Annotated in this window: 21 protein-coding genes and 1 riboswitch; of the genes, 10 read left to right on the forward strand and 11 right to left on the reverse strand. The window is 72.5% G+C overall.

Annotated features, from left to right (window positions below):
• Positions 1–111: 111 nt before the first annotated feature.
• The 5 genes from ypfJ to ribH all read left to right on the forward strand — a co-directional run bounded on the left by ypfJ (position 112) and on the right by ribH (position 4947).
• A complete protein-coding gene (gene ypfJ, locus MM438_RS05770; protein ID WP_241451565.1) occupies positions 112–1032 on the forward strand; it encodes a KPN_02809 family neutral zinc metallopeptidase in 921 nt (306 codons plus the stop codon).
• Between the two features lie 107 nt (positions 1033–1139).
• Positions 1140–1754 carry an HAD family hydrolase gene (locus tag MM438_RS05775; RefSeq protein ID WP_241451566.1) on the forward strand — a complete coding sequence of 205 codons (615 nt, stop codon included), beginning with the start codon at positions 1140–1142 and terminating at the stop codon, positions 1752–1754.
• A gap of 141 nt (positions 1755–1895) precedes the next feature.
• Positions 1896–2027, forward strand: a riboswitch (FMN riboswitch).
• A 130-nt stretch (positions 2028–2157) separates the two neighbouring features.
• The gene (gene ribD, locus MM438_RS05780; RefSeq protein WP_241451567.1) at positions 2158–3210 is read left to right on the forward strand and encodes a bifunctional diaminohydroxyphosphoribosylaminopyrimidine deaminase/5-amino-6-(5-phosphoribosylamino)uracil reductase RibD; all 1053 of its coding nucleotides are present in this window, start codon (positions 2158–2160) and stop codon (positions 3208–3210) included.
• Complete coding sequence (gene ribB, locus MM438_RS05785) at positions 3210–4469, forward strand: 3,4-dihydroxy-2-butanone-4-phosphate synthase (RefSeq protein ID WP_241451568.1); 1260 nt, start codon at positions 3210–3212, stop codon at positions 4467–4469. Before ribD ends, ribB begins: the two co-directional genes overlap by 1 nt.
• Position 4470: 1 nt before the next feature.
• Positions 4471–4947 (forward strand): 6,7-dimethyl-8-ribityllumazine synthase, encoded by a 477-nt coding sequence (gene ribH / locus MM438_RS05790; protein ID WP_241451569.1) that lies wholly within the window; start codon positions 4471–4473, stop codon positions 4945–4947.
• Positions 4948–5163: 216 nt separating this feature from the next.
• Here the strand turns inward: ribH and MM438_RS05795 are convergent, their stop codons facing one another.
• From MM438_RS05795 to MM438_RS05840, 10 genes are all read right to left on the reverse strand, one after another.
• Positions 5164–5940, reverse strand: coding sequence for a VOC family protein (locus MM438_RS05795; RefSeq protein WP_241451570.1), 777 nt, complete (start codon positions 5938–5940; stop codon positions 5164–5166).
• Positions 5937–7229: an acVLRF1 family peptidyl-tRNA hydrolase gene (locus MM438_RS05800; RefSeq protein ID WP_241451571.1), complete on the reverse strand. Its 1293-nt coding sequence runs from the start codon at positions 7227–7229 to the stop codon at positions 5937–5939. The genes MM438_RS05795 and MM438_RS05800 overlap by 4 nt, the downstream gene beginning before the upstream one ends.
• Positions 7230–7569: 340 nt before the next feature.
• Positions 7570–7908, reverse strand: a complete 339-nt coding sequence (locus tag MM438_RS05805; RefSeq protein WP_241451572.1) for a metal-sulfur cluster assembly factor — start codon at positions 7906–7908, stop codon at positions 7570–7572.
• On the reverse strand, positions 7908–8405 hold the full coding sequence (sufU, locus tag MM438_RS05810; RefSeq protein WP_241451573.1) for a Fe-S cluster assembly sulfur transfer protein SufU: 498 nt from the start codon (positions 8403–8405) through the stop codon (positions 7908–7910). The genes MM438_RS05805 and sufU overlap by 1 nt, the downstream gene beginning before the upstream one ends.
• Positions 8405–9730, reverse strand: coding sequence for a cysteine desulfurase (locus MM438_RS05815; RefSeq protein ID WP_241453324.1), 1326 nt, complete (start codon positions 9728–9730; stop codon positions 8405–8407). The genes sufU and MM438_RS05815 overlap by 1 nt, the downstream gene beginning before the upstream one ends.
• Entirely contained in the window at positions 9727–10554 is an 828-nt protein-coding gene (gene sufC / locus MM438_RS05820; RefSeq protein ID WP_241451574.1) for a Fe-S cluster assembly ATPase SufC, read from the reverse strand. The genes MM438_RS05815 and sufC overlap by 4 nt, the downstream gene beginning before the upstream one ends.
• A gap of 6 nt (positions 10555–10560) precedes the next feature.
• On the reverse strand, positions 10561–10893 hold the full coding sequence (locus MM438_RS05825; protein ID WP_241451575.1) for a Rieske (2Fe-2S) protein: 333 nt from the start codon (positions 10891–10893) through the stop codon (positions 10561–10563).
• Positions 10890–12119 carry a Fe-S cluster assembly protein SufD gene (sufD, locus tag MM438_RS05830; protein ID WP_241451576.1) on the reverse strand — a complete coding sequence of 410 codons (1230 nt, stop codon included), beginning with the start codon at positions 12117–12119 and terminating at the stop codon, positions 10890–10892. Before sufD ends, MM438_RS05825 begins: the two co-directional genes overlap by 4 nt.
• On the reverse strand, positions 12119–13540 hold the full coding sequence (sufB, locus tag MM438_RS05835; protein ID WP_241451577.1) for a Fe-S cluster assembly protein SufB: 1422 nt from the start codon (positions 13538–13540) through the stop codon (positions 12119–12121). Before sufB ends, sufD begins: the two co-directional genes overlap by 1 nt.
• Positions 13537–14346 (reverse strand): helix-turn-helix transcriptional regulator, encoded by an 810-nt coding sequence (locus MM438_RS05840; RefSeq protein ID WP_241451578.1) that lies wholly within the window; start codon positions 14344–14346, stop codon positions 13537–13539. Before MM438_RS05840 ends, sufB begins: the two co-directional genes overlap by 4 nt.
• A gap of 168 nt (positions 14347–14514) precedes the next feature.
• Here MM438_RS05840 and MM438_RS05845 point away from each other — a divergent pair, with 168 nt between their 5' ends.
• The 3 genes from MM438_RS05845 to MM438_RS05855 all read left to right on the forward strand — a co-directional run bounded on the left by MM438_RS05845 (position 14515) and on the right by MM438_RS05855 (position 17040).
• Positions 14515–15225: an ABC transporter ATP-binding protein gene (locus MM438_RS05845; RefSeq protein WP_241451579.1), complete on the forward strand. Its 711-nt coding sequence runs from the start codon at positions 14515–14517 to the stop codon at positions 15223–15225.
• The gene (locus tag MM438_RS05850) at positions 15222–15968 is read left to right on the forward strand and encodes an ABC transporter permease (RefSeq protein ID WP_241451580.1); all 747 of its coding nucleotides are present in this window, start codon (positions 15222–15224) and stop codon (positions 15966–15968) included. Before MM438_RS05845 ends, MM438_RS05850 begins: the two co-directional genes overlap by 4 nt.
• 130 nt (positions 15969–16098) lie before the next feature.
• The gene (locus tag MM438_RS05855) at positions 16099–17040 is read left to right on the forward strand and encodes a COX15/CtaA family protein (protein WP_241451581.1); all 942 of its coding nucleotides are present in this window, start codon (positions 16099–16101) and stop codon (positions 17038–17040) included.
• 304 nt (positions 17041–17344) lie between these two features.
• Here the strand turns inward: MM438_RS05855 and MM438_RS05860 are convergent, their stop codons facing one another.
• Positions 17345–18310 (reverse strand): heme o synthase, encoded by a 966-nt coding sequence (locus MM438_RS05860; protein WP_338155510.1) that lies wholly within the window; start codon positions 18308–18310, stop codon positions 17345–17347.
• 298 nt (positions 18311–18608) lie between these two features.
• Here MM438_RS05860 and tkt point away from each other — a divergent pair, with 298 nt between their 5' ends.
• Both tkt and tal read left to right on the forward strand, forming a co-directional pair.
• Positions 18609–20798, forward strand: a complete 2190-nt coding sequence (tkt, locus tag MM438_RS05865; protein ID WP_241453326.1) for a transketolase — start codon at positions 18609–18611, stop codon at positions 20796–20798.
• The gene (gene tal, locus MM438_RS05870; protein ID WP_241451582.1) at positions 20795–21901 is read left to right on the forward strand and encodes a transaldolase; all 1107 of its coding nucleotides are present in this window, start codon (positions 20795–20797) and stop codon (positions 21899–21901) included. The genes tkt and tal overlap by 4 nt, the downstream gene beginning before the upstream one ends.
• Positions 21902–21939: the final 38 nt, after the last annotated feature.

Genomic DNA, 21939 nt, shown 5'->3' on the forward strand with positions numbered 1-21939 from the left:
AACAGGTCGTGAGCAATCACCCCCGGTTGACCTCGGCGCGCGAGGCAGCCGAGTTAGTCTACGGCCACGTTTGCCGGACCAGTCAGGCGTCCGCACGAGTCAGGAGCAAGGATGAGCTTCAACGACGATGCCCAGTTCGACACCAGTCAGGTCGAGCGGGGCGGTGGCGGCGGTGGTATGAGCCCCGGGGGCATGATCGTCGGTGGTGGTGGCGGCCTCGGCCTCCTCGGTCTGATCATCGTGCTGCTGCTCAACATGTGCGGCGGCGGCAACGTCAGCCTCCCGTCCACCGGCAGCGCGGGCCAGCAGGGCGCCGGCACCGGCAGCGCCGCGGACCTCGACCGCTGCAAGACCGGCGCCCAGGGCAACACCGACGTCGAGTGCCGCGTGGTCGGCACCGTCAACTCCGTCCAGGCCTACTGGAAGAAGGCCCTGCCCGAGCAGGCCGGCCGCCAGTACGTCCCGGCCAAGACCAACCTCTACCAGGGCCAGACCCGCTCCGCGTGCGGCACCGCCTCCAACCAGGTCGGCCCGTTCTACTGCCCCACCGACCGCAAGGTCTACATCGACGCCTCCTTCTTCAAGCTGCTGAGCACCCAGTTCGGCGCCGACGACGGTGCGCTCGCGCAGGAGTACGTCGTGGCCCACGAGTACGGCCACCACATCGAGAACCAGCTCGGCCTGCTGCAGAAGGCCCAGCAGGACCCGCAGGGCCCGCAGTCCGGCGGCGTCCGCATCGAGCTCATGGCCGACTGCCTCGCCGGCATGTGGGCCAAGGACGCCAGCACCACCCAGGACGCCCAGGGCCGCACCCTCATCAAGCCGCTGTCCGAGAAGGACATCAACTCCGCGCTGTCCGCCGCCAAGTCCGTCGGTGACGACCACATCCAGTCCACGATGGGCTCCGGCCAGGTCAACCCCGAGTCCTGGACCCACGGCTCCTCCGAGGCCCGCCAGCGCTGGTTCCTCAAGGGCTACCAGCAGGGCAGCCTGCAGACCTGCAACACCTTCGCCGTCGACCGGGTCGAGTGAGCGCACCCCCACGACCACCCGTCCGCAGGCCCGATCCCGTCCCGGGGTCGGGCCTGCGGCTCGTCCCGAGGGGTCCCGGCGGCTCTGAGGTGCGAGAGCATGGCCGTATGACGTCCCGCACCATCGGCTTCGACCTCGACCAGACCCTCGTGGACACCCAGGAACGGATCGTGGGGTCCTTCCGCTCGGCGCTGCGGGCCATGCAGCTGCCCGACGTCGACGCCGAGGCCTTCCGGCCCTGGTTCGGCTACCCGCTCGGGCAGATCCTGGCGCAGGTCTCCCCCGGCGCCGACGAGGCGGTGTTCACGCCGCTGTACCGGCAGGCCTACGACGTGGACCGGCCCGGCACCATCGCCCCCATGCCGGGCGCCGTCGAGGCGCTGGAGTGGCTGCACGCCAACGCTTTCCGGTCCTTCGTCGTCTCGGCCAAGAACACCCCGGCCGTCGAGGCCTCCCTCGCCGACGCCGGGCTGGCCCACCTGCTCGACGGCTTCCACGGCGACCTCTTCGGCGAGCAGAAGGCTATCCCGATCCGGCAGGAGGGAGCGGGGTTCTACGTCGGGGACCACATCGCCGACATGCACGCGGCGAGCCTGGCCGGAGCCGTCGGGATCGCCGTGGTCTCCGGGGGCCACGACGAGCACGCGCTGCGGGAAGCCGGCGCAGCCGCCGTCATACGGACCCTGGCCGAGCTGCCCGAGGTGCTCACCCGCCTCTCCTGACGCTCGCCGGCAGGGGCACGTCGCGAGGTTCGCGCGGCATGTCGCGACCACCAGGGGCACGTGGCAGAGACGGGGGGCTGCCCGGGTGGCGCCCGGCGGGACGGCGACGGTCGCCCCGCCCGCCTGTGGCATCATGCGAGATACGTGCTCCGGGGTCGGTGCAATTCCGAGCCGGCGGTGACAGTCCGCGACCCGACCACCTCTCGAGGTGGGCGGTTGACCTGGTGGAACTCCAGGACCGACGGTGAAAGTCCGGATGGGAGGCAGCACGAGAGGGCCCGCCAGGGTGCCTCGACGCAGGGTGACCTGCGGCGCGTCCGCGTGCCGCCCGGTCGCCCGTCGCCGTCGTCCCCGGAGCTCGCGAGGCGAGCACCTGCTCGCCCGACGAGCACGGAGAGAGACGATGGACGACCGCACCACCGACCACGAGACGCCCGAGCGGGACGTGCTGCTCCTGCGGCGTGCCGTCGGCCTCGCCACCCGCGGACCGGCCGTCGACCCCAACCCCCGGGTCGGCTGCGTCCTCGTGGCCGCCGACGGCGAGGTGATCGGCGAGGGCTGGCACCGCGGCGCGGGCACGCCGCACGCCGAGACCGCCGCCCTGGCCGACGCGCTCGCGGCGGGCCACGAGACCCGCGGCGCCACCGCCTATGTCTCCCTCGAGCCGTGCAACCACACCGGCCGCACCGGCCCGTGCGCCGAGGCCCTGGTCGAGGCGCGCGTGGCTCGGGTGGTGTATGCCGCCGCCGACCCCTCCCCTCTCGCTGCCGGGGGCGCCGACACCCTCCGGGCCGCAGGCATCGCCACCGACCTGGTCCCGGTCGCCGAGGCGACGGGCCTCAACCCGTGGTTCGACCACGCCGCGCGCACCGGGCGGCCCTTCGTCACCTGGAAGCTCGCCGCCACCCTCGACGGGCGCAGCGCCGCCGCCGACGGCACCAGCCGCTGGATCACCGGCCCGGCCGCCCGCGAGGACGTGCACCGGCTGCGCGCGACCGCGGGTGCCGTGGTCGTCGGGACCGGCACCGCCCTGGCCGACGACCCGCACCTGACGGTCCGCCACGACGGCGTCCTCGCCGAGCAGCAGCCGCTGCGCGTGGTCGTCGGCTCGCGCGAGCTGCCGCGCACCGCACGGGTGCTCGACGACGCGGCTCCGACTCTCCTGCTCCCCCACCAGGATCCGGCCCAGACCCTGGCCGAGCTGCACGCCCGCGGCATACGTCACGTCTGGCTCGAGGGCGGGCCCGCTCTCGGATCCGCCTGGCTGGCAGCAGGACTCGTCGACCGGGTGATCGCCTACGTCGCGCCCGTGCTGCTGGGGGCAGGCTCCCCCGCCGTCGCCGACCTCGGCGTCACCACCATGGCCGAGGCCGTGCACCTGACCACCACCGACGTGACCGTGCTCGACGGCGACGTGCGGATCACCATGACCCCCAACCCGATCGGAGGGTGCTGATGCACACCGAGTCCCCCATCGAGGAGGCCCTGCAGGCGCTGCGCGAGGGCCGGCCGGTGCTCGTCCTGGACGACGTCGACCGCGAGAACGAGGGCGACGTCGTGGTCGCCGCGCAGACCGTCACCACCGAGTGGCTCGCGTGGACGATCCGGCACTCCTCCGGCTACGTCTGCGCGCCGATGACCGAGGAGCGCGCCGACCGACTGGCTCTGCCGCTCATGGTCGCCCGCAACGAGGACAGCCTGCGCACGGCCTACACCGTCACCGTCGACGCCGCGGCGGGCGTGACCACGGGGATCAGCGCCGCCGACCGCACCCGCACCCTGCACGTGCTCGCCGACCCGGCCTCCGAGCCCACCGACCTGGTCCGCCCCGGCCACGTGGTGCCGCTGCGCGCCCGCGACGGCGGGGTGCTCGTGCGCCGCGGCCACACCGAGGCCTCGGTCGACCTGTGCCGCCTCGCCGGCCTGGAGCCCGTCGCCGCGATCGGCGAGCTGGTCCACGACAGCGGCGAGATGATGCGCACCCCAGAGGTGTTCGCGCTGGGCGCCGAGCTCGGGCTGCCCGTCGTCACCATCGCCTCGCTGGTCCGCCACCGGGAGCGCCACGACCGGGTCCGGCTGGCCGCGCGCACCACGCTCCCCACCCGCCACGGGGCGTTCACGGCCTACGGCTACGAGGACCTCCTGACCGGCGCCGAGCACGTGGCCCTGGTGAGTCCCCTCGGCCTGCCAGGAGAGTCGCCGATCGTCCGGGTGCACTCGGAGTGCCTGACCGGTGATGCCTTCGGGTCGCTGCGGTGCGACTGCGGGCCCCAGCTCGACCAAGCCCTGGCGCGGGTCGCGGCCGAGGGCGGTGCGGTCGTCTACGTCCGCGGGCACGAGGGGCGCGGCGTCGGGCTGCTCGCCAAGCTCGCGGCCTATCACCAGCAGGACGAGGGCGCCGACACCGTGGACGCCCAGACCCGGCTCGGGCTGCCGGTCGACGCGCGGGAGTATGCCGGTGCGGCTGCGGTCCTGCACCACCTCGGCCTCACCCGGGTCCGGCTGATCACCAACAACCCCGACAAGGTCACGTCCCTGACCGACGCCGGCATCGAGGTCGCCGCCGTGGAGCCCTCGCTCGTGCCGCCCAACCCGGCCAACGCGGCCTACCTGCGCACCAAGCGCACCCGCATGGGCCACCTGCTGCCCGCCGACCCCCCCGTCGTCCAGCCCGACGACGCCCACCTCGCACCCACGCTCGCCCAGGAGGCATGACATGGCCGGACACGGCTCCCCCACCCTCACCGTCGACGGCAGCGGCCTGCGCGTCGCGATCGTCGCGTCCTCGTGGCACGACCAGGTGATGGACGGACTGATCGACGGGGCGCGCCGCGGCTGCGCCGACGCCGGCATCGACCGACCCGAGATCGTCCGCGTGCCAGGCACCTTCGAGCTGTCCGTGGCCTGCGCCCGGCTGGCGCCGCGGTATGACGCGCTGGTCGCCCTCGGCGTGGTGATCCGGGGCGGAACCCCGCACTTCGACTACGTGTGCAGCGCCGCCACCCAGGGGCTGACCGAGGTGTCCGTGCGCACCGGCGTGCCCGTCGGCTTCGGGGTGCTGACCTGCGACGACGACGCCCAGGCGGTCGACCGTGCGGGGCTGCCCGGGTCGCGGGAGGACAAGGGCCACGAGGCCGCCACCGCGGCGATCGCGATGGCGGTCACCCTGCGCGACCTGGAGGCTCGCGCCTGACCTGGCGGCGTTCCACCTGGCGGCGCCTGACCTGCTGCTCCTGAGCGGGTGGCCACGGAGGTGGCTGTCCTTCCCGGCACACCGCCGAGACGGACCCGGACGCGGTGTGCCCGGACCAGCGGCGTACCCGGTCCACGAGAGGCGGCCTGCTCGTCCGCCGACTCGGTTCCCGACGAGGGCGACGGGAGGGCACCTGCGCCGTCCCGTCGCCCTCGCTCAGCGGACCCGGGCCGCCGGACCCGGACGTGCAGCCACGACGCCCGACGGCTCGATCTCCCGCCTGGTCAGGCAGTAGGTCGTGCCGTCCGGCGCCCGCATCACGTGCCACCAGGGGTGCTCGGCCACGAAGTCGGCGCCCAGGCTCGTGTGCCGCGCCGTGGCCTGCTCGAGGCGCTCCTGCCGCTCCCCCACCGCGATGTCCAGGTGCCCGTGGACCGGCCCGCCGGAGTCGTCGAGCCGCTGCAGCAGGATGTGCATCGCGCTGGGGCGCGGCGGCTGCAGCACGATCAGGTCGGCGCGGCGGGAGACCTGGTGGACCCGCCAGCTGGTCAGCGCGTTCCACCAGGTCAGCTCGAGGTCCCAGCGGTCGGCGGGGACGTCCACGCAGACCTGGTCCAGCCGCTCGTCCGCCACCGGCGACGGCAGCACGGCCTCCCCGTCGTGGCCGACGCAGCACACCCCGAAGCCGCCGGGCGAGCGCAGCGCGACGAACCCCGGCTCGTGGTGCACGACCGCGCCACCCGCGGCCTCGCCGACGGCGGCGAACGCCTCGGGATGGATGCAATGCAGGTCGACGTGCACGCCGGGCAGACCGGAGCCCACGTCCTGCAGCCGCAGGTGCGGGTCCCCGTCGCGGGGCAGGTAGGTCGAGAACTGGCCCTGGTGGCCGCGCACGGGCGACATCGTGGAGCCGGTCACCGCACTCCAGAAGTCCGCTGCCGCAGGCACCTTAGCGGTCGGCACGTCGACGAAGGCCGTCACCCACGCGATCATGCCCGCCACCCCGGCTCGCGCCCCAGCAGGGCGACCAGCTGATCCAACCGGTCGCGGGATCCGGTCGCCATCGGCGGCGCGAAGATGCCCTCGACCCCTCCTCCGCTCACCCGGGGCGTCTCGTAGCGCAGGCATGCGTCGACGGCCTCCGGCACCGCCGTCCAGCGCGCACCGGCGCCGCGGGCCAGGTCCCACCCGTGCACGGTGAGGTCGACGAGCATCTGCTCGGCATACTCATGGATCGGGCAGGGCCCGAAGGACATCCGCAGCACCCGGGACTCGTCCTCGACCGCGTCCCAGGACGCCAGGGAGCGATCCACGGCTGCGTGCCAGGCTCCGACCGGGTCCGACCCCAGGACATCACCGTCGTAGTCCGAGCCCACGTCCCCCAGCGTCTCCCCGGCGAGCAGCCTGGGCGCCCAGAGGTGCTCGGCGGTGAGGTGTCCCAGCACGTCCCGCACGCTCCACCCCTCGCACGGGCTGGGCCGGGACCATGCCTCATCCGATAGCCGCTCCACCAAGTCCGTCACCGAGGCTGCTGCGGCCGGGAGCAGCCTGCGGGCGCTGGACATCTCCGTCGACGTCATGGTGGACACTCTGCCATCGACCCGGACCGGCTGCCGCACGGGGTCGGTCACCCCCACCTGCACGCACCGGGCGCGGGCCAGCACCGAGCGCAGGACCTCGTGCGTCGGGTCCGGTATGTCGAAGGCCTGGTAGCGCGCCAGGTCCGTCCACGCCGCGAGCCTGGGGTCGGCCAGGACCCGGTCCACCAGCCCGCGGTCACCCCCGACGGCCAGCGCCTGCGCCCACCCGAGACCGGAGCCGCCCACGGCCCGCGCCTGGTGCATCCGCAGGACGCAGGTCACCACGTGCTCGACCAGAGCGTCCGCCTGGTTGGCCCGCCGTCGCGCGTAGCGCTGCTGGGACCAACCGCCCGCGGCCGTCCGGGACTGGACGTAGCGGGACCCGGCCGTGTGCGCGACGAAGGTCGTCCCGTCGGCCAGCCCCAGCGCGTAGCGTCCCCGCCGGACCAGGACGAGCGCGAGCCGGGGGCTCGCCGCGGGCCACCCCACGAGGGTGCGCAGCGACGAGACCTGCGAGGCGCCCGCAGGGTCCAGGGCGGTGAGCCGGGCGACGGTCCCGTCGGCGCAGGTGATGACGATCGCGTCCGCGTCGTGGGACCAGGTGGGCGCACCGTGCCGGTCCAGCAGGTCCCCGACCCAGCGGGTGAGCCGCTCCCGAGGCAGCTCGACGGTGCGCGGGGCGGTGCCCGACCCCTCGCTCATGGCCTCTCGGGCGGCGTCGTCATGGCGTCGATGGTAGTGCCCCGGCCACGCCCGGCGGCCTGCACGGACACGACCGTCGGTCGGCGCCGCCGACGCGGATCCGCGACCGCCCGGAGAACGACGGCCCCGGGGGTGCCCCCGCGCGTGCCACGGGGCCAGGCTGGCCCTGTGGCACGTTCAAAGAGGGGTCATGGCGTACTCGTCGAGGCCAGCCTGGCCCCGAAGGAGCGCTGCGCGGCGGGGCCGATCCTGCGATGCCGGCCGACCGGGCAGACTCCGGGCCGACGACGGCGGGGCCCCTCGCAGATCCGAGGGGCCCCGCCGCGAGGCGCTGCGTCGCTCAGACGTTGAAGCCGAGCGCCCGCAGCTGCTCGCGCCCGTCCGGCGTGATCTTGTCCGGGCCCCACGGCGGCATCCACACCCAGTTGATCCGGTGGGAGCTCACCAGCCCCTCGAGCGCCTGGGCGGTCTGGTCCTCGATCACGTCGGTCAGCGGGCAGGCCGCCGAGGTGAGGGTCATGTCGATCACGGCGCCGGCGGCCGGGTCGACGGTGATGCCGTAGACCAGGCCGAGGTCGACGACGTTGATGCCGAGCTCGGGGTCGACGACGTCGCGCATGGCCTCCTCGACGTCGGCGACGTTGGGCGGCGTGGCGCCCGTGGTGGCGGTCTCGCTCATCACTGCTCCTTGCTGGTCGGGGCGGCGGGGGTCGGGGAGGTGCTGCTGATGTCGACACCGGCGCGGGCCAGCGCGTCGACCATGGCGGTCCAGCCCAGGAGCGCGCACTTGACTCTGGCGGGGTACTGCGCGACGCCGGCCAGGGCGATCCCGTCGCCGATGACCTCCTCGTCGCCGGGATCGGTCCCCTTGCTGGTCAGCATGGTTCGCATGGCACCGAAGGTCGCGAAGACCTCCGAGAGCGGGCGGCCGATGCACTCCTCGGCGAGCATCGACGTCGACGCCATCGAGATCGAGCAGCCGAGCGCGTCGTAGGACACGTCCTGCAGCGTGATCTGCTCCGGCGTGCCCGCGGTGCGGTCGACGTGGACCCGCAGGGTCACCTCGTCCCCGCACGTCGGGTTGACGTGGTGCACCTCGGCCTCGAAGGGCTCGCGCAGACCCGCGTGGTGCGGGTGCTTGGAGTGGTCGAGGATCAGCTCCTGATAGAGGTCCATCAGCTCGCCTCCTGCTGGGTGTCCAGGCCGAAGATCTCGGGGACGCGGTCCAGCGCGGCGAGGAGGGCGTCCACCTCCTCGACGGTGTTGTATGCCGCGAAGCTGGCGCGGGTCGTCGCGGCGACGCGCATCCGGCGGTGCAGCGGCCAGGCGCAGTGGTGGCCCACGCGGACCTCGACGCCCTGGTCGTCGAGGACCTGACCGACGTCGTGGGCGTGCACCTCCTCGACGACGAAGGCCACGGACGAGCCGCGGTCGGTCATCTCGGTGGGACCGATCACCCGCACCCAGGGTCGCCGGGCGAGGCCGTCGAGCAGCCGCTGCGCGAGGGCCTCCTCGTGGGCCTGCACCCGGTCCAGGCCCAGCTCGTCGAGGTAGTCGCACGCGGCGGCCAGCCCGACGGCCTGGGCGACGTTCATCGACCCGGCCTCGAAGCGCGCGGGCGGAGCGGAATACGTCGTCTCCTCCATGCGCACGAGCGCGATCATCGACCCGCCGGTGATGAACGGCGGCATGGCGGCGAGCAGCTCGGCCCGCCCCCACAGCACGCCCACACCGGTGGGGCCGAGCATCTTGTGCCCGGACAGGGCGACGAGGTCGACGCCCAGCTCCTGCACGTCGAGTCGCTGGTGCGGGGCGCTCTGGCAGGCGTCGAGCACGGTCAGGGCACCGACCTCGCGGGCGCGGGCGACGAGCCGGTCGACGGGGTTGACGGTGCCGAGCACGTTGGAGACGTGGGTGAAGGCCAGCACCTTGGTGCGCTCGGTGACGACCTCGTCGAGGTCCGACAGGTCCAGACGGCCGTCGTCGGTCACCCCGAGCCAGCGCAGCGTGGCGCCGGTGCGGCGGCACAGCTCCTGCCAGGGCACGAGGTTGGCGTGGTGCTCCATCTCGGTCAGGCACACCTCGTCCCCCGGCGCGAGGGCGAAACGCTCGGCGACCTCCGGCGGCACCCCGTCCATCGCACCCGCGAACCCGGCGTTGCTGAAGGCATAGGCGACGAGGTTGAGCGACTCGGTGGCGTTCTTGGTGAACACCACCTCGTCGGGGTCACCCGCACCGATGAAGCGGGCCACGGTCGCCCGGGCCTGCTCGTAGGCGTCGGTGGCCTCCTCGGACAGCAGGTGCGCGCCGCGGTGGGCACCGGCGTTGACGGTCTCGTAGAACCGCCGCTCGGCGTCGACGACCTGGCGGGGCTTCTGCGAGGTGGCGCCGGAGTCGAGGTAGACCAACGGGTGGCCCCCCCGGCCGGTGCGAGCGAGGATCGGGAAGTCGGCCCGGATCCGGGCCGACTCCTCGGGGGTGAACGGCTGGGCCACCGTCAGGCCTGCGCGACCTCGGCGGGGGCGTCCGCCGGGAGCGAGGGCGAGGCGGGAGCGCCCGCGGCGGCCGGGGCGGGGGCGTTGACGAAACGGTCGTAGCCCTCCTCCTCCAGGCGCTCGGCGAGCTCCGGGCCGCCCTCCTCCACGATCTTGCCCGCCACGAAGACGTGCACGAACTGCGGCTGGATGTAGCGCAGGATCCGCGTGTAGTGGGTGATGAGGAGCACGCCCACGTCGCCGCCCGCGATGACCCGGTTGACACCCTCGGAGACGATCTTGAGCGCGTCGACGTCCAGGCCGGAGTCGGTCTCGTCGAGGATCGCCAGCGACGGCTTGAGCAGCTCCATCTGGAGCACCTCGAAGCGCTTCTTCTCACCGCCGGAGAAGCCCTCGTTGACGTTGCGCTCGGCGAAGGCCGGGTCCATGCGCAGCTCGCCCATGGCGGTCTTGACGTCCTTGACCCAGGTGCGCAGCTTGGGGGCCTCGCCCTGCACCGCGGTCTTGGCGGTGCGCAGGAAGTTGGACACGGTGACGCCGGGCACCTCGACGGGGTACTGCATCGCGAGGAACATGCCGGCGCGGGCGCGCTCGTCGACGCTCATCGCGAGGACGTCCTCGCCGTCGAGGGTGACGGTGCCCTGGGTGACGGTGTAGCGCGGGTGCCCGGCCAGCGCGTAGGCCAGCGTGGACTTGCCCGAGCCGTTGGGGCCCATGATCGCGTGGGTCTCCCCCGAGCGGATCGTCAGGTCGACGCCCTTGAGGATCTCCTTGGTGCCCTGCTCGGTCTCGACCGTGACGTGCAGGTCGCGAATCTCCAGCGTTGCCATATCTGCTCAGTTCTCCTTGTTGGTGGGCGCCTCGACGTCGACCAGGACGTCGTCACCCTCGAGCTTGACGGGGTAGACCGCGACCGGGACCGTGGCCGGCGGGGTCAGGGGGGCGCCGGTGCGCAGGTCGAAGGTCGCGCCGTGCAGCCAGCACTCGAGCGTGCAGCCGGACAGCTCGCCCTCGGACAGCGAGACGTTGGCGTGGGTGCAGGTGTCGTTCACGGCGTGCAGCTCGCGTTCGCCGGTGCGGGCCAGCGCGATGGTCACGCCGTCGACCTCCGCGGCGGCCACCCGGCCGACGGGGATCTCCTCCAGGGCGCAGACCTTCTCGAAGCTCACGCGGTCACCTCGCGCGGGGCCGTCTCGAAGGCCGCGTCCACCGAGTCGGCGAGCTCACGGTCGATGATCTCCATCAGCCGGGCCTGGGTGTCGGTGACCCCGATGCGGTTGATGATGTCGGCGAAGAAGCCGTGCACGACCAGGCGGCGTGCCTCCCGCTCGGGGATGCCGCGGGCCTGGAGGTAGAACAGCTGCTCGTCGTCGAACCGGCCGGTCGCGGCGGCGTGGCCCGCCCCGACGATCTGCCCGGTCTCGATCTCCAGGTTGGGGACCGAGTCGGCGCGGGCACCCTCGGTCAGCACCAGGTTGCGGTTGAGCTCGTAGGTGTCGGTGCCCTCGGCCGCGGCGCGGATCAGGACGTCGCCGACCCAGACCGAGTGGGCGGTCTCGCCGCGCAGGGCGCCGCGGTACTCCACGTCCGAGGAGCAGTGCGGAGCCTCGTGGTCCACGAACAGGCGGTGCTCCTGGTGCTGGGCGGCGTCGGTGAAGTAGACGCCGAGACACTCGGCGGAGCCACCCGGACCGGCATACCGCACCGTCGTGCAGACGCGGGCGACGGCGCCGCCGAGGGTGACCGCGATGTGTCGCACGGTCGCGTCCCGCCCGACGAGGAGGTCGTGCTGGGCCAGGTGCAGCGCGTCGTCGTCCCACTCCTGCACCGTCACGACGGTGAGCTGGGCGCCGTCGCCGACCCGGATCTCCACGTTGCTGCCGCAGCGCGCGGATCCCTTGTGGCTCAGCAGGACCGTGGCCTTGGACTGGGCGCCCGCGTCGATGAGCAGGTGCCCGTTGACCCGGGCTCCGCCGGAGGCGGTCACCGTGATCCGCGAGGCCTCGCCGAACTCGCGGCCCTGCGGGATCTGCACGACGTAGCCGTCCTGGAAACCCGCCCAGGCGACGGCGGAGGCGCGGTCGGCGGGCCGGAGCACCTGCCCGAGCCGCGCGTCGCCGCGGGGCACCTCGGAGACCTTGATGCCGGCCGGGACCTGGATGTCGGTCTTGACGCCGCCCAGGTCCGAGGGCGCGACGTGGAAGAGCTCCTGCAGCCGGTCGACCGGGGTGAAGCGCCAGTCCTCCTCGCGGCCGTTCGGCACCGGGAAGTCCTCGACCTCGAAGGAGGTCGTGCGCTCGGCGCGGGACTGGTCCGGCACGAAGGGAGTCTGGAAGGCCTCCGGACGGGCGTCCGGGCGACCTGCGGTGGTGGGGGTCTTGAGCTCGACTGGCATCAGCCGACGGCTCCTTCCATCTGCAGCTCGATCAGGCGGTTGAGCTCGAGGGCGTACTCCATGGGCAGCTCGCGCGCGATGGGCTCGACGAACCCGCGCACGATCATCGCCATGGCCTCCTCCTCGGACATGCCGCGGGACATCAGGTAGAACAGCTGGTCGTCGCTCACCTTGGACACGGTGGCCTCGTGACCCATCTGCACGTCGTCCTCGCGGACGTCGACGTACGGATAGGTGTCCGAGCGCGACACGTTGTCGACGAGCAGGGCGTCGCAGCGGACGTTGCTCCTGGAGCCGTGGGCGCCCTCGGCGATCTGCACGAGCCCGCGGTACGACGTGCGACCGCCGCCGCGCGCCACCGACTTGGAGACGATCGAGCTGGACGTGCGCGGCGCCGCGTGGACCATCTTGGCCCCGGCGTCCTGGTGCTGGCCCTCGCCGGCGAAGGCGATCGACAGGGTCTCGCCGCGGGCGTGCTCGCCGAGCAGGAAGACCGCGGGGTACTTCATCGTCACCTTGGAGCCGATGTTGCCGTCGATCCACTCCATGGTGGCGCCGGCCTCGCAGGTGGCTCGCTTGGTGACGAGGTTGTAGACGTTGTTGGACCAGTTCTGGATGGTCGTGTAGCGCACCCGCGCGTTCTTCTTGACCACGATCTCCACGACGGCGCTGTGCAGCGAGTCGGACTTGTAGATCGGGGCGGTGCAGCCCTCGACGTAGTGCACGTAGGAGCCCTCGTCGGCGATGATCAGCGTCCGCTCGAACTGGCCCATGTTCTCGGTGTTGATCCGGAAGTAGGCCTGCAGCGGGATGTCCACGTGCACGCCCGGCGGGACGTAGATGAACGAGCCGCCCGACCACACCGCGGTGTTCAGCGCGGAGAACTTGTTGTCGCCCGCCGGGATCACGCTGGCGAAGTACTCCTTGAACAGGTCCTCGTGCTCGCGCAGACCGGTGTCGGTGTCGACGAAGATGACGCCCTTCTCCTCCAGGTCCTCGCGGATCTGGTGGTAGACGACCTCGGACTCGTACTGCGCGGCGACGCCGGCGATGAGGCGCTGCTTCTCGGCCTCCGGGATGCCCAGCTTGTCGTACGTCGCCTTGATGTCCTCGGGCAGCTCCTCCCAGCTGGTGGCCTGCTTCTCGGTGGACTTCACGAAGTACTTGATGTTCTGGAAGTCGATGCCGGTCAGGTCGCTGCCCCAGCTCGGCATCGGCTTCTTGTCGAACAGGCGCAGCGCCTTGAGGCGGACGTCGAGCATCCACTGCGGCTCGCCCTTGCGGGCGGAGATGTCCGCGACGACGTCGGTGGACAGGCCTCGGCGGGCGGTGGCGCCCGCGTCGTCCTTGTCGGCCCAGCCGTACTCGTAGCGACCCAGGCCCTTCAGGCCTGGGTTGAGCTCCTCGATGTTGGTGGTCATCGGGTGGACCTTTCGTCGTGGTCGGGGGTCTGCGGAGGCGGTGCGTGGTCGGGTCGGTCCGGCGCGGGCGCGTCGGGTGGTGGGTCCGGTGGGGCGGCTGCGCCGGGTGCATGCCGGGAGGACCCCGCCCCCACCGGCACGAAGGTCGTGCACACGTGCTCGCCGTGGGCCAGGGTCGCCAGGCGTTGGACGTGGACGCCGAGCAGCCTGCCGAAGGCCTTCCGCTCGGCGTCGCAGAACTGCGGGAACTCGCTCGCGACCTGCTGCACCGGGCAGTGGCCCTGGCACAGCTGGACGCCCAGCGTGGTGGTGCCGTCGGCCAGCGCCACCGGGCGGCTGCTCGCGGCGTAGCCGTCCTGCGTCAGCACCTCGGCGAGGACGCGGGCGCGTGCCTCCGGGTCGTCGCCCGCGGCCCGCACCCGGTCGCGGTAGCGCTCCTCGAGCCGGGCGACGTGCTGGGTGGCGAAGGCCTCGACGGCGTGCTCCCCCACCTGCTCGTGCAGGAACCGCAGCGCCGACGTGGCGACGTCGTCGTAGCTCGCGTCCAGGGCGCGGTGCCCGGCGTCGGTGAGGACGTAGGCGCGAGCGGGTCGGCCCCGCCCCCGGGAGGTCCCGGCGGCGGTGCGGGCGGTGATCAGCCCGGCGCCCTCCAGCGCGTCCAGGTGGCGACGCACCGCGGTCGGGGTGATGTCGAGCATCTCGGCCAGCGACGCGGCGGTCACCGGACCGTGCTCGGAGACGCCCTGCTGCACGCGGGCCCGGGTGCTGGAATCCGCGGGAGAGGTGAGGGCCGACGGCTTCGCCATACACCCTGCTCCTCTCCGTGATCTGCGCTGCTCCGAGCGGCTGCGCAGGACCTGCACCGATGATAAACGAAAGATCCGTGTTGCCTAATTCCTGGGGTGTGCCGGATCCCGCGCCCCGTCGCGGTCGCTCAGCCCCTGCTGGGCGGCCCGCGCGTAGAGTGCCGTTCCGTGACGACTGCCGTGACCGCCCGGGGGCTGCGCAAGAGCTTCGGCTCCGTGCGCGCCGTCGACGACCTGACCTGGAGCGCCGAGCAGGGCGCCATCACCTGCGTGCTCGGGCCCAACGGCGCCGGCAAGACCACGGCCATGGAGATCCTCGAGGGCCTCCAGCGCCCCGACGAGGGTGCGGCCCGGGTCCTCGGCACCGACCCCTGGGAGGCCTCCGCCGAGCACCGCGCCCGCGTCGGCGTCATGCTCCAGGACGGCGGGCTGCCCAACGGCGCCAAGCCGGTCCGGCTGCTGCATCACCTGTCCGCGCTGTATGCCGCTCCCCTCCCCGTCGACGACCTCGCCGCCCGGCTCGGCATCGACCGCTTCGCCGGCACCACCGTGCGACGCCTGTCCGGTGGCCAGAGGCAGCGGGTCGCCCTCGCCGCCGCGCTGATCGGCGACCCCGAGGTCGTCTTCCTCGACGAGCCGACCGCCGGCCTGGACCCGCACGCCCGGCTCGACGTCTACGACCTGGTCCGCGAGACCCGCGACCGCGGTGTCGGCGTGGTGGTGACCACCCACTCCTTCGAAGAGGCCGACCGCCTCGCCGACCACCTGGTCGTGATCAGCGACGGCCGCGTCGTCGGCGCCGGCACCCCCGCCCAGCTGTGCGCCGGCCGTCCCCTGGAGGACGTCTACTTCGAGCTCACCAGGAAGGTCCGCCGATGAGCGCCGCCGCCCCCGTCGCCGCCCGGATCAAGGCGCAGACGGCCTTCGACATCGGGACCTTCCTGCGCAACGGCGAGCAGACCCTCGTCTCGATCGTGCTGCCCGCGATGGCGCTCGTCGGGGGCGTGCTCGCGCCCTGGCCCGACCTCGGGGCCGGGCGGCGCGTCGACATCGTCACCCCGGGGGTCTTCGCCCTCGCGGTGCTGTCCTCCGGGTTCACCGGGCAGGCGATCCAGACGGGTTTCGACCGCCGGTACGGCGTGCTCCGGCTGCTCGGCGCCTCTCCCCTCGGCAAGACCGGCCTGCTGATCTCCCGGGTGCTCGCGGTGATGGCGATCCAGGTCATCCAGTTCGTGGTGCTCGGTGCCGTCGGGCTGGCTCTCGGCTGGGGCCCCGACGTGGTCGGCGTCCTGCCCTTCCTCGTCTTCTGGCTGCTCGGGACCACGGCCTTCGTGGGCTTCGCCCTGCTCTTCGCCGGCACCCTGCGCGCCGAGGCCACCCTCGCGCTCGCCAACCTGGTGTGGGTGCTGATGCTCGGCGTCGGCGGCGTGCTCATCCCCGGCTCCCACCTGCCCCGCCCGTGGTCGACGCTCGTGTCCTACCTGCCCTCGGCGGCCCTGGGCGACGGCTTCCGCGCAGCCTTCGAGAGTCACGGGCTGCCCCTGCAGCCGCTCCTCGTGCTGCTGGTCTGGGCCGCGGTCTTCTGCGGTATGGCGGCGCGACTCTTCCGCTGGTCCGACTGACCTCGCCGTCCCGGCCCTGGCCACCCCGACGTCCGGGCTCCGTGACGGGCCTGCACGACGGCCCTGCACGACGGCGATCGGGTGGTGGGGCGACCGCCTCCGGCAGGGGGCCGAAGACTAGGGTGGGGCGGTGAGCACGCCGACCCCCCCAGCCCGCCCGACCGACTCCCCGACCGATGTGGTGCGCCCGCCGCGCGGGGCCCGCGACTGGCTGTGGATCGCGCTCATCGCCAACCTGGTCGGCAACGTGCTCATCATCCTCACCGGCGGCCTCGTGCGGCTCACCGGGTCCGGGCTCGGCTGCCCCACCTGGCCCCGGTGCACCCCGGACTCGCTCGTGCCGACCGGTCAGCAGGCCGAGGGCTTCCACAAGTTCATCGAGTTCGGCAACCGGATGCTCACCCCGGTGCTGGTGATCGTGGCGCTGGCGGTCTTCGTGCTGGCGGTCCTGCGCTGCTGGCGCACCCGGCGGCGGTTCGTCTGGGACTGCCTGGTGCCGCTGGTCTTCGTGCTCGTGCAGGCCGTGGTCGGCGGGATCATCGTGCTCGCCAAGCTCGACCCCAAGACGGTGTCGCCCCACTTCCTGATCTCGCTGTTCCTGGTCGCCAACGCGACCTACCTGCTCTACCGCTACCGCGAGGGCGACTCCCCCGCCGCGCCCCTCGTGCCCCGCGTGGTGCATCGGCTGGCCTGGGCCGCGGTCGTGGTCGGCGCGGTCGTGAGCGTCCTCGGCACCGCGGTGACGGGCTCCGGGCCGCACTCGGGCGACAGCCGGGAGAACGTGCGCTTCGGCTTCGACCCCCACGCCACCAGCTGGCTGCACGCCGACTCGGTGATGCTCTTCCTCGGGCTCGCGGTCGCCCTGGTGGTCGCGTCGCGCCTCGTGGACGTGCCGGCGCCCTTCCGTCGGGTGTGGGACACCATCCTCGGCGTCTCGCTGCTGCAAGGCGTCATCGGCTACGTGCAGTACTTCACCGGCCGCCCGATCGGCGTGGTCGCCCTCCACCTGCTCGTCTCGGCGATCTTCACCGCCCTGCTCACCCAGGGGATCCTGACCGCCCGCCGCCGCTGACCTCCGAACCCCTGACCTCCGAACCCCTGGCTCTGAACCCCTGAACCCCTGGCCTCGGGCCCTCGGGTCTTGGGGCTCGGGTCTCGGGTCGAGGCCGGAGGAGCCAGGTCGCGCCGCGGCCCTGGTGATCGCGCCGCGGGCGTGGCGACGGCGGACTGCGCGGTGCCCGCCGCTGCCCCTGGACGGCGCGGCCCGACCGAGGCGCCCACGGCCCACCTGGGCCGCGCCCGCGCGGGTCACCCGCTGACGCGTCGAGCCGCCACCTCGCCCGAGGTGGCGGCTCGACGGGCAGGCCCGCGGCGGGTCAGGAGCCCAGCAGCGGGTAGTGCAGCAGCGGGTCGATCGCCACGGCCATGAAGAGCAGGGTGACGTAGGTGATCGAGTAGTGGAAGAGCCGCATCGGCTTCAGCGACGCCGTCGTCGCGTTGGCCGGGTCCTTGGCGCGGGCCAGGAGCTTGTAGGACTCCAGCAGGAAGAGCCCGCCGGACACGATCGCGGTGAGCAGATAGATCCAGCCCATGTCGGCGACCGGCACGAGCACCAGCGAGATCACGGCCGTCGCCCAGGCGTAACCCACGATCTGTCGGGCGACCGCGGTGTCCTGCTTGAGCACCGGGAGCATGGGGATGCCGGCCGCGGCGTACTGGTCCTTGAAGCGCATCGACAGCGGCCAGTAGTGCGGCGGCGTCCAGAAGAAGATCCACAGGAAGAGCACGAACGGCACCCAGGACACCGACTCGGTCACGGCGGCCCACCCGATGAGGACGGGCATGCAGCCGGCGATGCCGCCCCACACGATGTTCTGCGAGGTCCGGCGCTTGAGCACGAGGGTGTAGAACACGACATACAGCAGGATCGCGCTGACCGACAGGACCGCGGACAGCCAGTTGACCAGCAGCCCCAGCCACAGCGTCGACACGATCGTCAGCACGATCCCGAAGCGCATCGCCGCGGACGGGCTGATCTCCCCGGTCACCAGCGGACGGTTCTCGGTGCGGGCCATGAGCCGGTCGATGTCCCGGTCGAGGTAGCAGTTGAGCGTGTTGGCCGCCCCGGCCGACAGGGAGCCACCGACGAGGGTGTTGACGACGAGCCACAGGTCGGGCAGCCCGCGCTGGGCCAGGAACATCACCGGGAAGGTGGTCACCAGCAGCAGCTCGATGATCCGCGGCTTCGTCAGCGCCATGTAGTTCTTGACGGTGTAGGAGAAGCGCGAGGAGGGCACACCGGTCCGGTCACGGCGAGCGGTGCTCGGCTGCGTAGCTGTCACGGTGTCCTTCGATCGACGTGGGGCAGGCGCCCGAGAGGGTGTGTCGATCCTATCCCTTCGCCATGCCCGCAGCGACGTGGCGAGCACGCCGAGTGTTCCTGCGGAGACGACTCGACGGCGATCGGTCCGAGCGGCCCGGTCCGGATGCCGGTCAGGTCCGTCCGGATGCCGGAGGCACCGGTTCGCCGGCCCGGAGGGTGGGTAGGGCGTGGAATAGGCTCCATGTGACTCCGACCACGTTAGGAAGTGTGACCACGTGAGCATCACCCCCCAGGCCAACGGCCGCCAGGTCTCCGACATGATCGCGGACCGGGCAGGCTGGACCGATCTCGACGTCCGCGCGGTGGACACCGCGCGCTGCCTCGCGGCCGACGCCGTGCAGAAGACCGGCAACGGCCACCCGGGGACGGCGATCAGCCTGGCTCCCGTCGCCTACCTGCTCTACCAGAACGTCATGCAGCACGACCCGGCCGACCCGCACTGGCTGGGCCGGGACCGTTTCGTGCTGTCCGCGGGCCACTCGAGCCTGACGCAGTACATCCAGCTGTACTACTCCGGCCTGCTCGAGCTGGACGACATCAAGGCCCTGCGCACCTGGGGCTCCAAGACGCCCGGCCACCCCGAGGTCCACCACACCGACGGCATCGACCTGACGACCGGTCCGCTGGGCTCCGGCGTCGCGACGGCCGTCGGCATGGCGATGGCCCAGCGCCGTCAGCGCGGGCTCCTCGACCCCGACGCCGCCCCCGGCGAGAGCGTCTTCGACCACCACGTCTACGTCGTCGCCGGAGACGGCTGCCTCATGGAGGGCGTCGCCAGCGAGGCCTGCTCCCTGGCCGGCACCCAGCGCCTCGGCAACCTCACGCTGGTCTACGACCAGAACCAGATCTCCATCGAGGACGACACCGACATCTCCTTCTCCGAGGACGTGGCCAGGCGCTACGAGGCCTACGGCTGGGACGTGCGCGTCGTCGAGTGGCGCCGCCACCACGGCGTGCGCGACGAGGGCTACGTCGAGGACGTCGACGCGCTGCTGGCCGCGATCGAGGAGGGCAAGAAGGTCACCGACCGGCCCACCCTGGTCATGGTCCGGACCGTCATCGCCTGGCCGTGCCCCACCAAGCAGGGCTCCGGCAAGTCCCACGGGGCCGCCCTCGGCGACGACGAGATCAAGGGCCTCAAGGAGCTCCTCGGTCTCGACCCCGAGCAGACCTTCGAGGTCGCCCCCGAGGTCGAGCAGCACGTGCGTCGGGTCCGCGACCGCGGCGCCGAGGCGCACCGGGCGTGGGACGAGCGTCTCACCGTCTGGCGCACCGCCAACCCCGACAAGAGCGCCCTGCTGGACCGTCTCACCGCGCGCGAGCTGCCGGAGGGATTCGCCGAGGCCTTCCCGACGTTCGCCCCCGACGACAAGGGTCTGGCCACCCGCGCCGCCTCCGGCACGGTGCTCGCCGCGCTGGCCGAGGTCATGCCCGAGCTGTGGGGCGGCTCCGCCGACCTGGCCGAGTCCAACAACACGACCATGTCCGGCCAGCCGTCCTTCCTGCCGGACGACCGGCAGACGCCCGAGTGGCAGGGCGGCCCCTACGGCCGGACCCTGCACTTCGGCGTCCGCGAGAACGCCATGGGCATGGCCCTCAACGGCATCTGCCTGGAGGGTCTGACCCGGGCGTACGGCGGCACCTTCCTCGTGTTCTCCGACTACATGCGGCCCGCGGTCCGCCTCGCGGCGATCCAGGAGGTCGACTCGATCTTCGTGTGGACGCACGACTCGATCGGTCTCGGCGAGGACGGCCCCACCCACCAGCCCATCGAGCACCTCGCCTCGCTGCGCGCCATGCCCAACCTCGACGTGGTGCGCCCGGCGGACGCCAACGAGACCGCCCACGCCTGGAAGCGCATCCTCGAGGGCCACAGCACGCCCACCGGCCTGGCGCTGTCCCGCCAGGCCCTGCCGATCCTCGACCCCGGCACGGTCACGGCCGAGCAGGTGGCCAAGGGCGCCTACGTCCTTGTCGAGAGCTCCTCGCCCACCCCCCAGGTGATCCTGATGGCCACCGGCTCGGAGGTCGCGCTGGCCGTCGAGTCCGCCCAGGAGCTCGAGGGCAAGGGCATCGCCACCCGCGTCGTGTCCATGCCCTGCCTGGAGTGGTTCGCTCGCCAGGACGCGGCCTACCGCGAGTCGGTGCTCCCCGCCGCGGTCAAGGCCCGCGTGAGCATCGAGGCCGGCTCGTCCATGGGCTGGCGCGACTACGTCGGCGACGCCGGACGGATCATCGGCATCGACCACTTCGGCGCCTCGGCCGACGCCAAGACGCTGTTCCGCGAGTTCGGCTTCACCACGGAGAGGGTCGTCGAGGCCGCGGAGGAGTCCCTGGCCGCCGCCCGTGGGCACGTCGCCCCCGGCAACACCGCCCCGGCCCACGCCACCTCCGACCCCGGCTTCGAGAGCTCGGCACCGGCCGAGCGTGAGGAGAACGACCGATGACCACCACGAGCATCCAGGACCTGGCCGCCGCCGGGGTCTCCGTCTGGCTGGACGACCTGTCCCGCGAGCGGCTCGAGTCCGGCAACCTCGCCGAGATGGTCCAGGACCACGGCGTCGTCGGCGTCACGACCAACCCGTCGATCTTCGCCGCGGCCCTCGCCCGAGGCGAGCGCTACACCGACCAGGTCGTCGAGCTCAAGGACCAGGGCGCGGACGTGGAGCGGGCGGTCTTCGCGCTCACCACCACCGACGTGCAGCGGGCCTGCGACGTGATGATGCCGGTCTACGAGCTGACCAAGGGGGTCGACGGCCGCGTGTCGATCGAGGTCGACCCCCGGCTCGCCCGCGACGCCGAGCGCACCGTGGAGGTCGCCCAGGAGCTCGTCGCCACCGTCGACCGGCCCAACGTCATGATCAAGATCCCCGCCACCGTCGAGGCGCTGCCCGCCATCAGCCGCGTTCTCGCGGAGGGCATCTCGGTCAACGTCACGCTGATCTTCAGCCTGGACCGCTACCGCGCCGTCATGAACGCCTTCATGACCGGCATCGAGCAGGCCCGCGAGGCCGGCAAGGACCTCTCCACCATCCACTCGGTCGCGTCCTTCTTCGTCTCGCGCGTGGACACGGAGATCGACGAGCGCCTGGACGCCCTCGGCACCGACGAGGCCAAGGCCCTCAAGGGCCAGGCCGGCATCGCCAACGCGCGCCTGGCCTACCACGCCTGGCAGGAGCAGTTCGCGACCCCGCGCTGGGCCAACCTCGCCGACGACGGCGCCAACGCCCAGCGCCCGCTGTGGGCCTCCACCGGCGTCAAGGACCCGGCCTACCCCGACACGATGTATGTCGACCAGCTCGTCGCCCCGCAGGTCGTCAACACCATGCCGGAGAAGACCCTCGAGGCGACGGCCGACCACGGCCGGATCACCGGGGACACCATCACCGGGCACATCGAGGAGTCCGAGGCGGTCATGGACGCCCTGGAGCGCCAGGGCATCTCCTACGACGAGGTCGTCGACCTGCTGGAGCGCGAGGGCGTCGAGAAGTTCGAGACGTCCTGGCAGGAGCTCCTGGCCACCGTCCAGGGCGAGCTCGACAAGCACTGACCCCCGCCATACCTCCTGCCGAGGCCCGGTCGCCCGCA

It is taken from the genome of Arsenicicoccus dermatophilus (assembly GCF_022568795.1).
Classification (GTDB): Bacteria; Actinomycetota; Actinomycetes; order Actinomycetales; family Dermatophilaceae; genus Arsenicicoccus; species Arsenicicoccus dermatophilus.

Excerpts from the sequence above, each read along its gene's own strand:
- ypfJ (WP_241451565.1), top strand. The coding sequence starts at position 112 with ATGAGCTTCAACGACGATGCCCAGTTCGACACCAGTCAGGTCGAGCGG.
- MM438_RS05775 (WP_241451566.1), top strand. The coding sequence starts at position 1,140 with ATGACGTCCCGCACCATCGGCTTCGACCTCGACCAGACCCTCGTGGAC.
- ribD (WP_241451567.1), top strand. The coding sequence starts at position 2,158 with ATGGACGACCGCACCACCGACCACGAGACGCCCGAGCGGGACGTGCTG.
- ribB (WP_241451568.1), top strand. The coding sequence starts at position 3,210 with ATGCACACCGAGTCCCCCATCGAGGAGGCCCTGCAGGCGCTGCGCGAG.
- ribH (WP_241451569.1), top strand. The coding sequence starts at position 4,471 with ATGGCCGGACACGGCTCCCCCACCCTCACCGTCGACGGCAGCGGCCTG.
- MM438_RS05795 (WP_241451570.1), bottom strand. The coding sequence starts at position 5,940 with ATGATCGCGTGGGTGACGGCCTTCGTCGACGTGCCGACCGCTAAGGTG.
- MM438_RS05800 (WP_241451571.1), bottom strand. The coding sequence starts at position 7,229 with ATGAGCGAGGGGTCGGGCACCGCCCCGCGCACCGTCGAGCTGCCTCGG.
- MM438_RS05805 (WP_241451572.1), bottom strand. The coding sequence starts at position 7,908 with ATGAGCGAGACCGCCACCACGGGCGCCACGCCGCCCAACGTCGCCGAC.
- sufU (WP_241451573.1), bottom strand. The coding sequence starts at position 8,405 with ATGGACCTCTATCAGGAGCTGATCCTCGACCACTCCAAGCACCCGCAC.
- sufC (WP_241451574.1), bottom strand. The coding sequence starts at position 10,554 with ATGGCAACGCTGGAGATTCGCGACCTGCACGTCACGGTCGAGACCGAG.
- sufD (WP_241451576.1), bottom strand. The coding sequence starts at position 12,119 with ATGCCAGTCGAGCTCAAGACCCCCACCACCGCAGGTCGCCCGGACGCC.
- sufB (WP_241451577.1), bottom strand. The coding sequence starts at position 13,540 with ATGACCACCAACATCGAGGAGCTCAACCCAGGCCTGAAGGGCCTGGGT.
- MM438_RS05840 (WP_241451578.1), bottom strand. The coding sequence starts at position 14,346 with ATGGCGAAGCCGTCGGCCCTCACCTCTCCCGCGGATTCCAGCACCCGG.
- MM438_RS05850 (WP_241451580.1), top strand. The coding sequence starts at position 15,222 with ATGAGCGCCGCCGCCCCCGTCGCCGCCCGGATCAAGGCGCAGACGGCC.
- tkt (WP_241453326.1), top strand. The coding sequence starts at position 18,609 with ATGATCGCGGACCGGGCAGGCTGGACCGATCTCGACGTCCGCGCGGTG.
- tal (WP_241451582.1), top strand. The coding sequence starts at position 20,795 with ATGACCACCACGAGCATCCAGGACCTGGCCGCCGCCGGGGTCTCCGTC.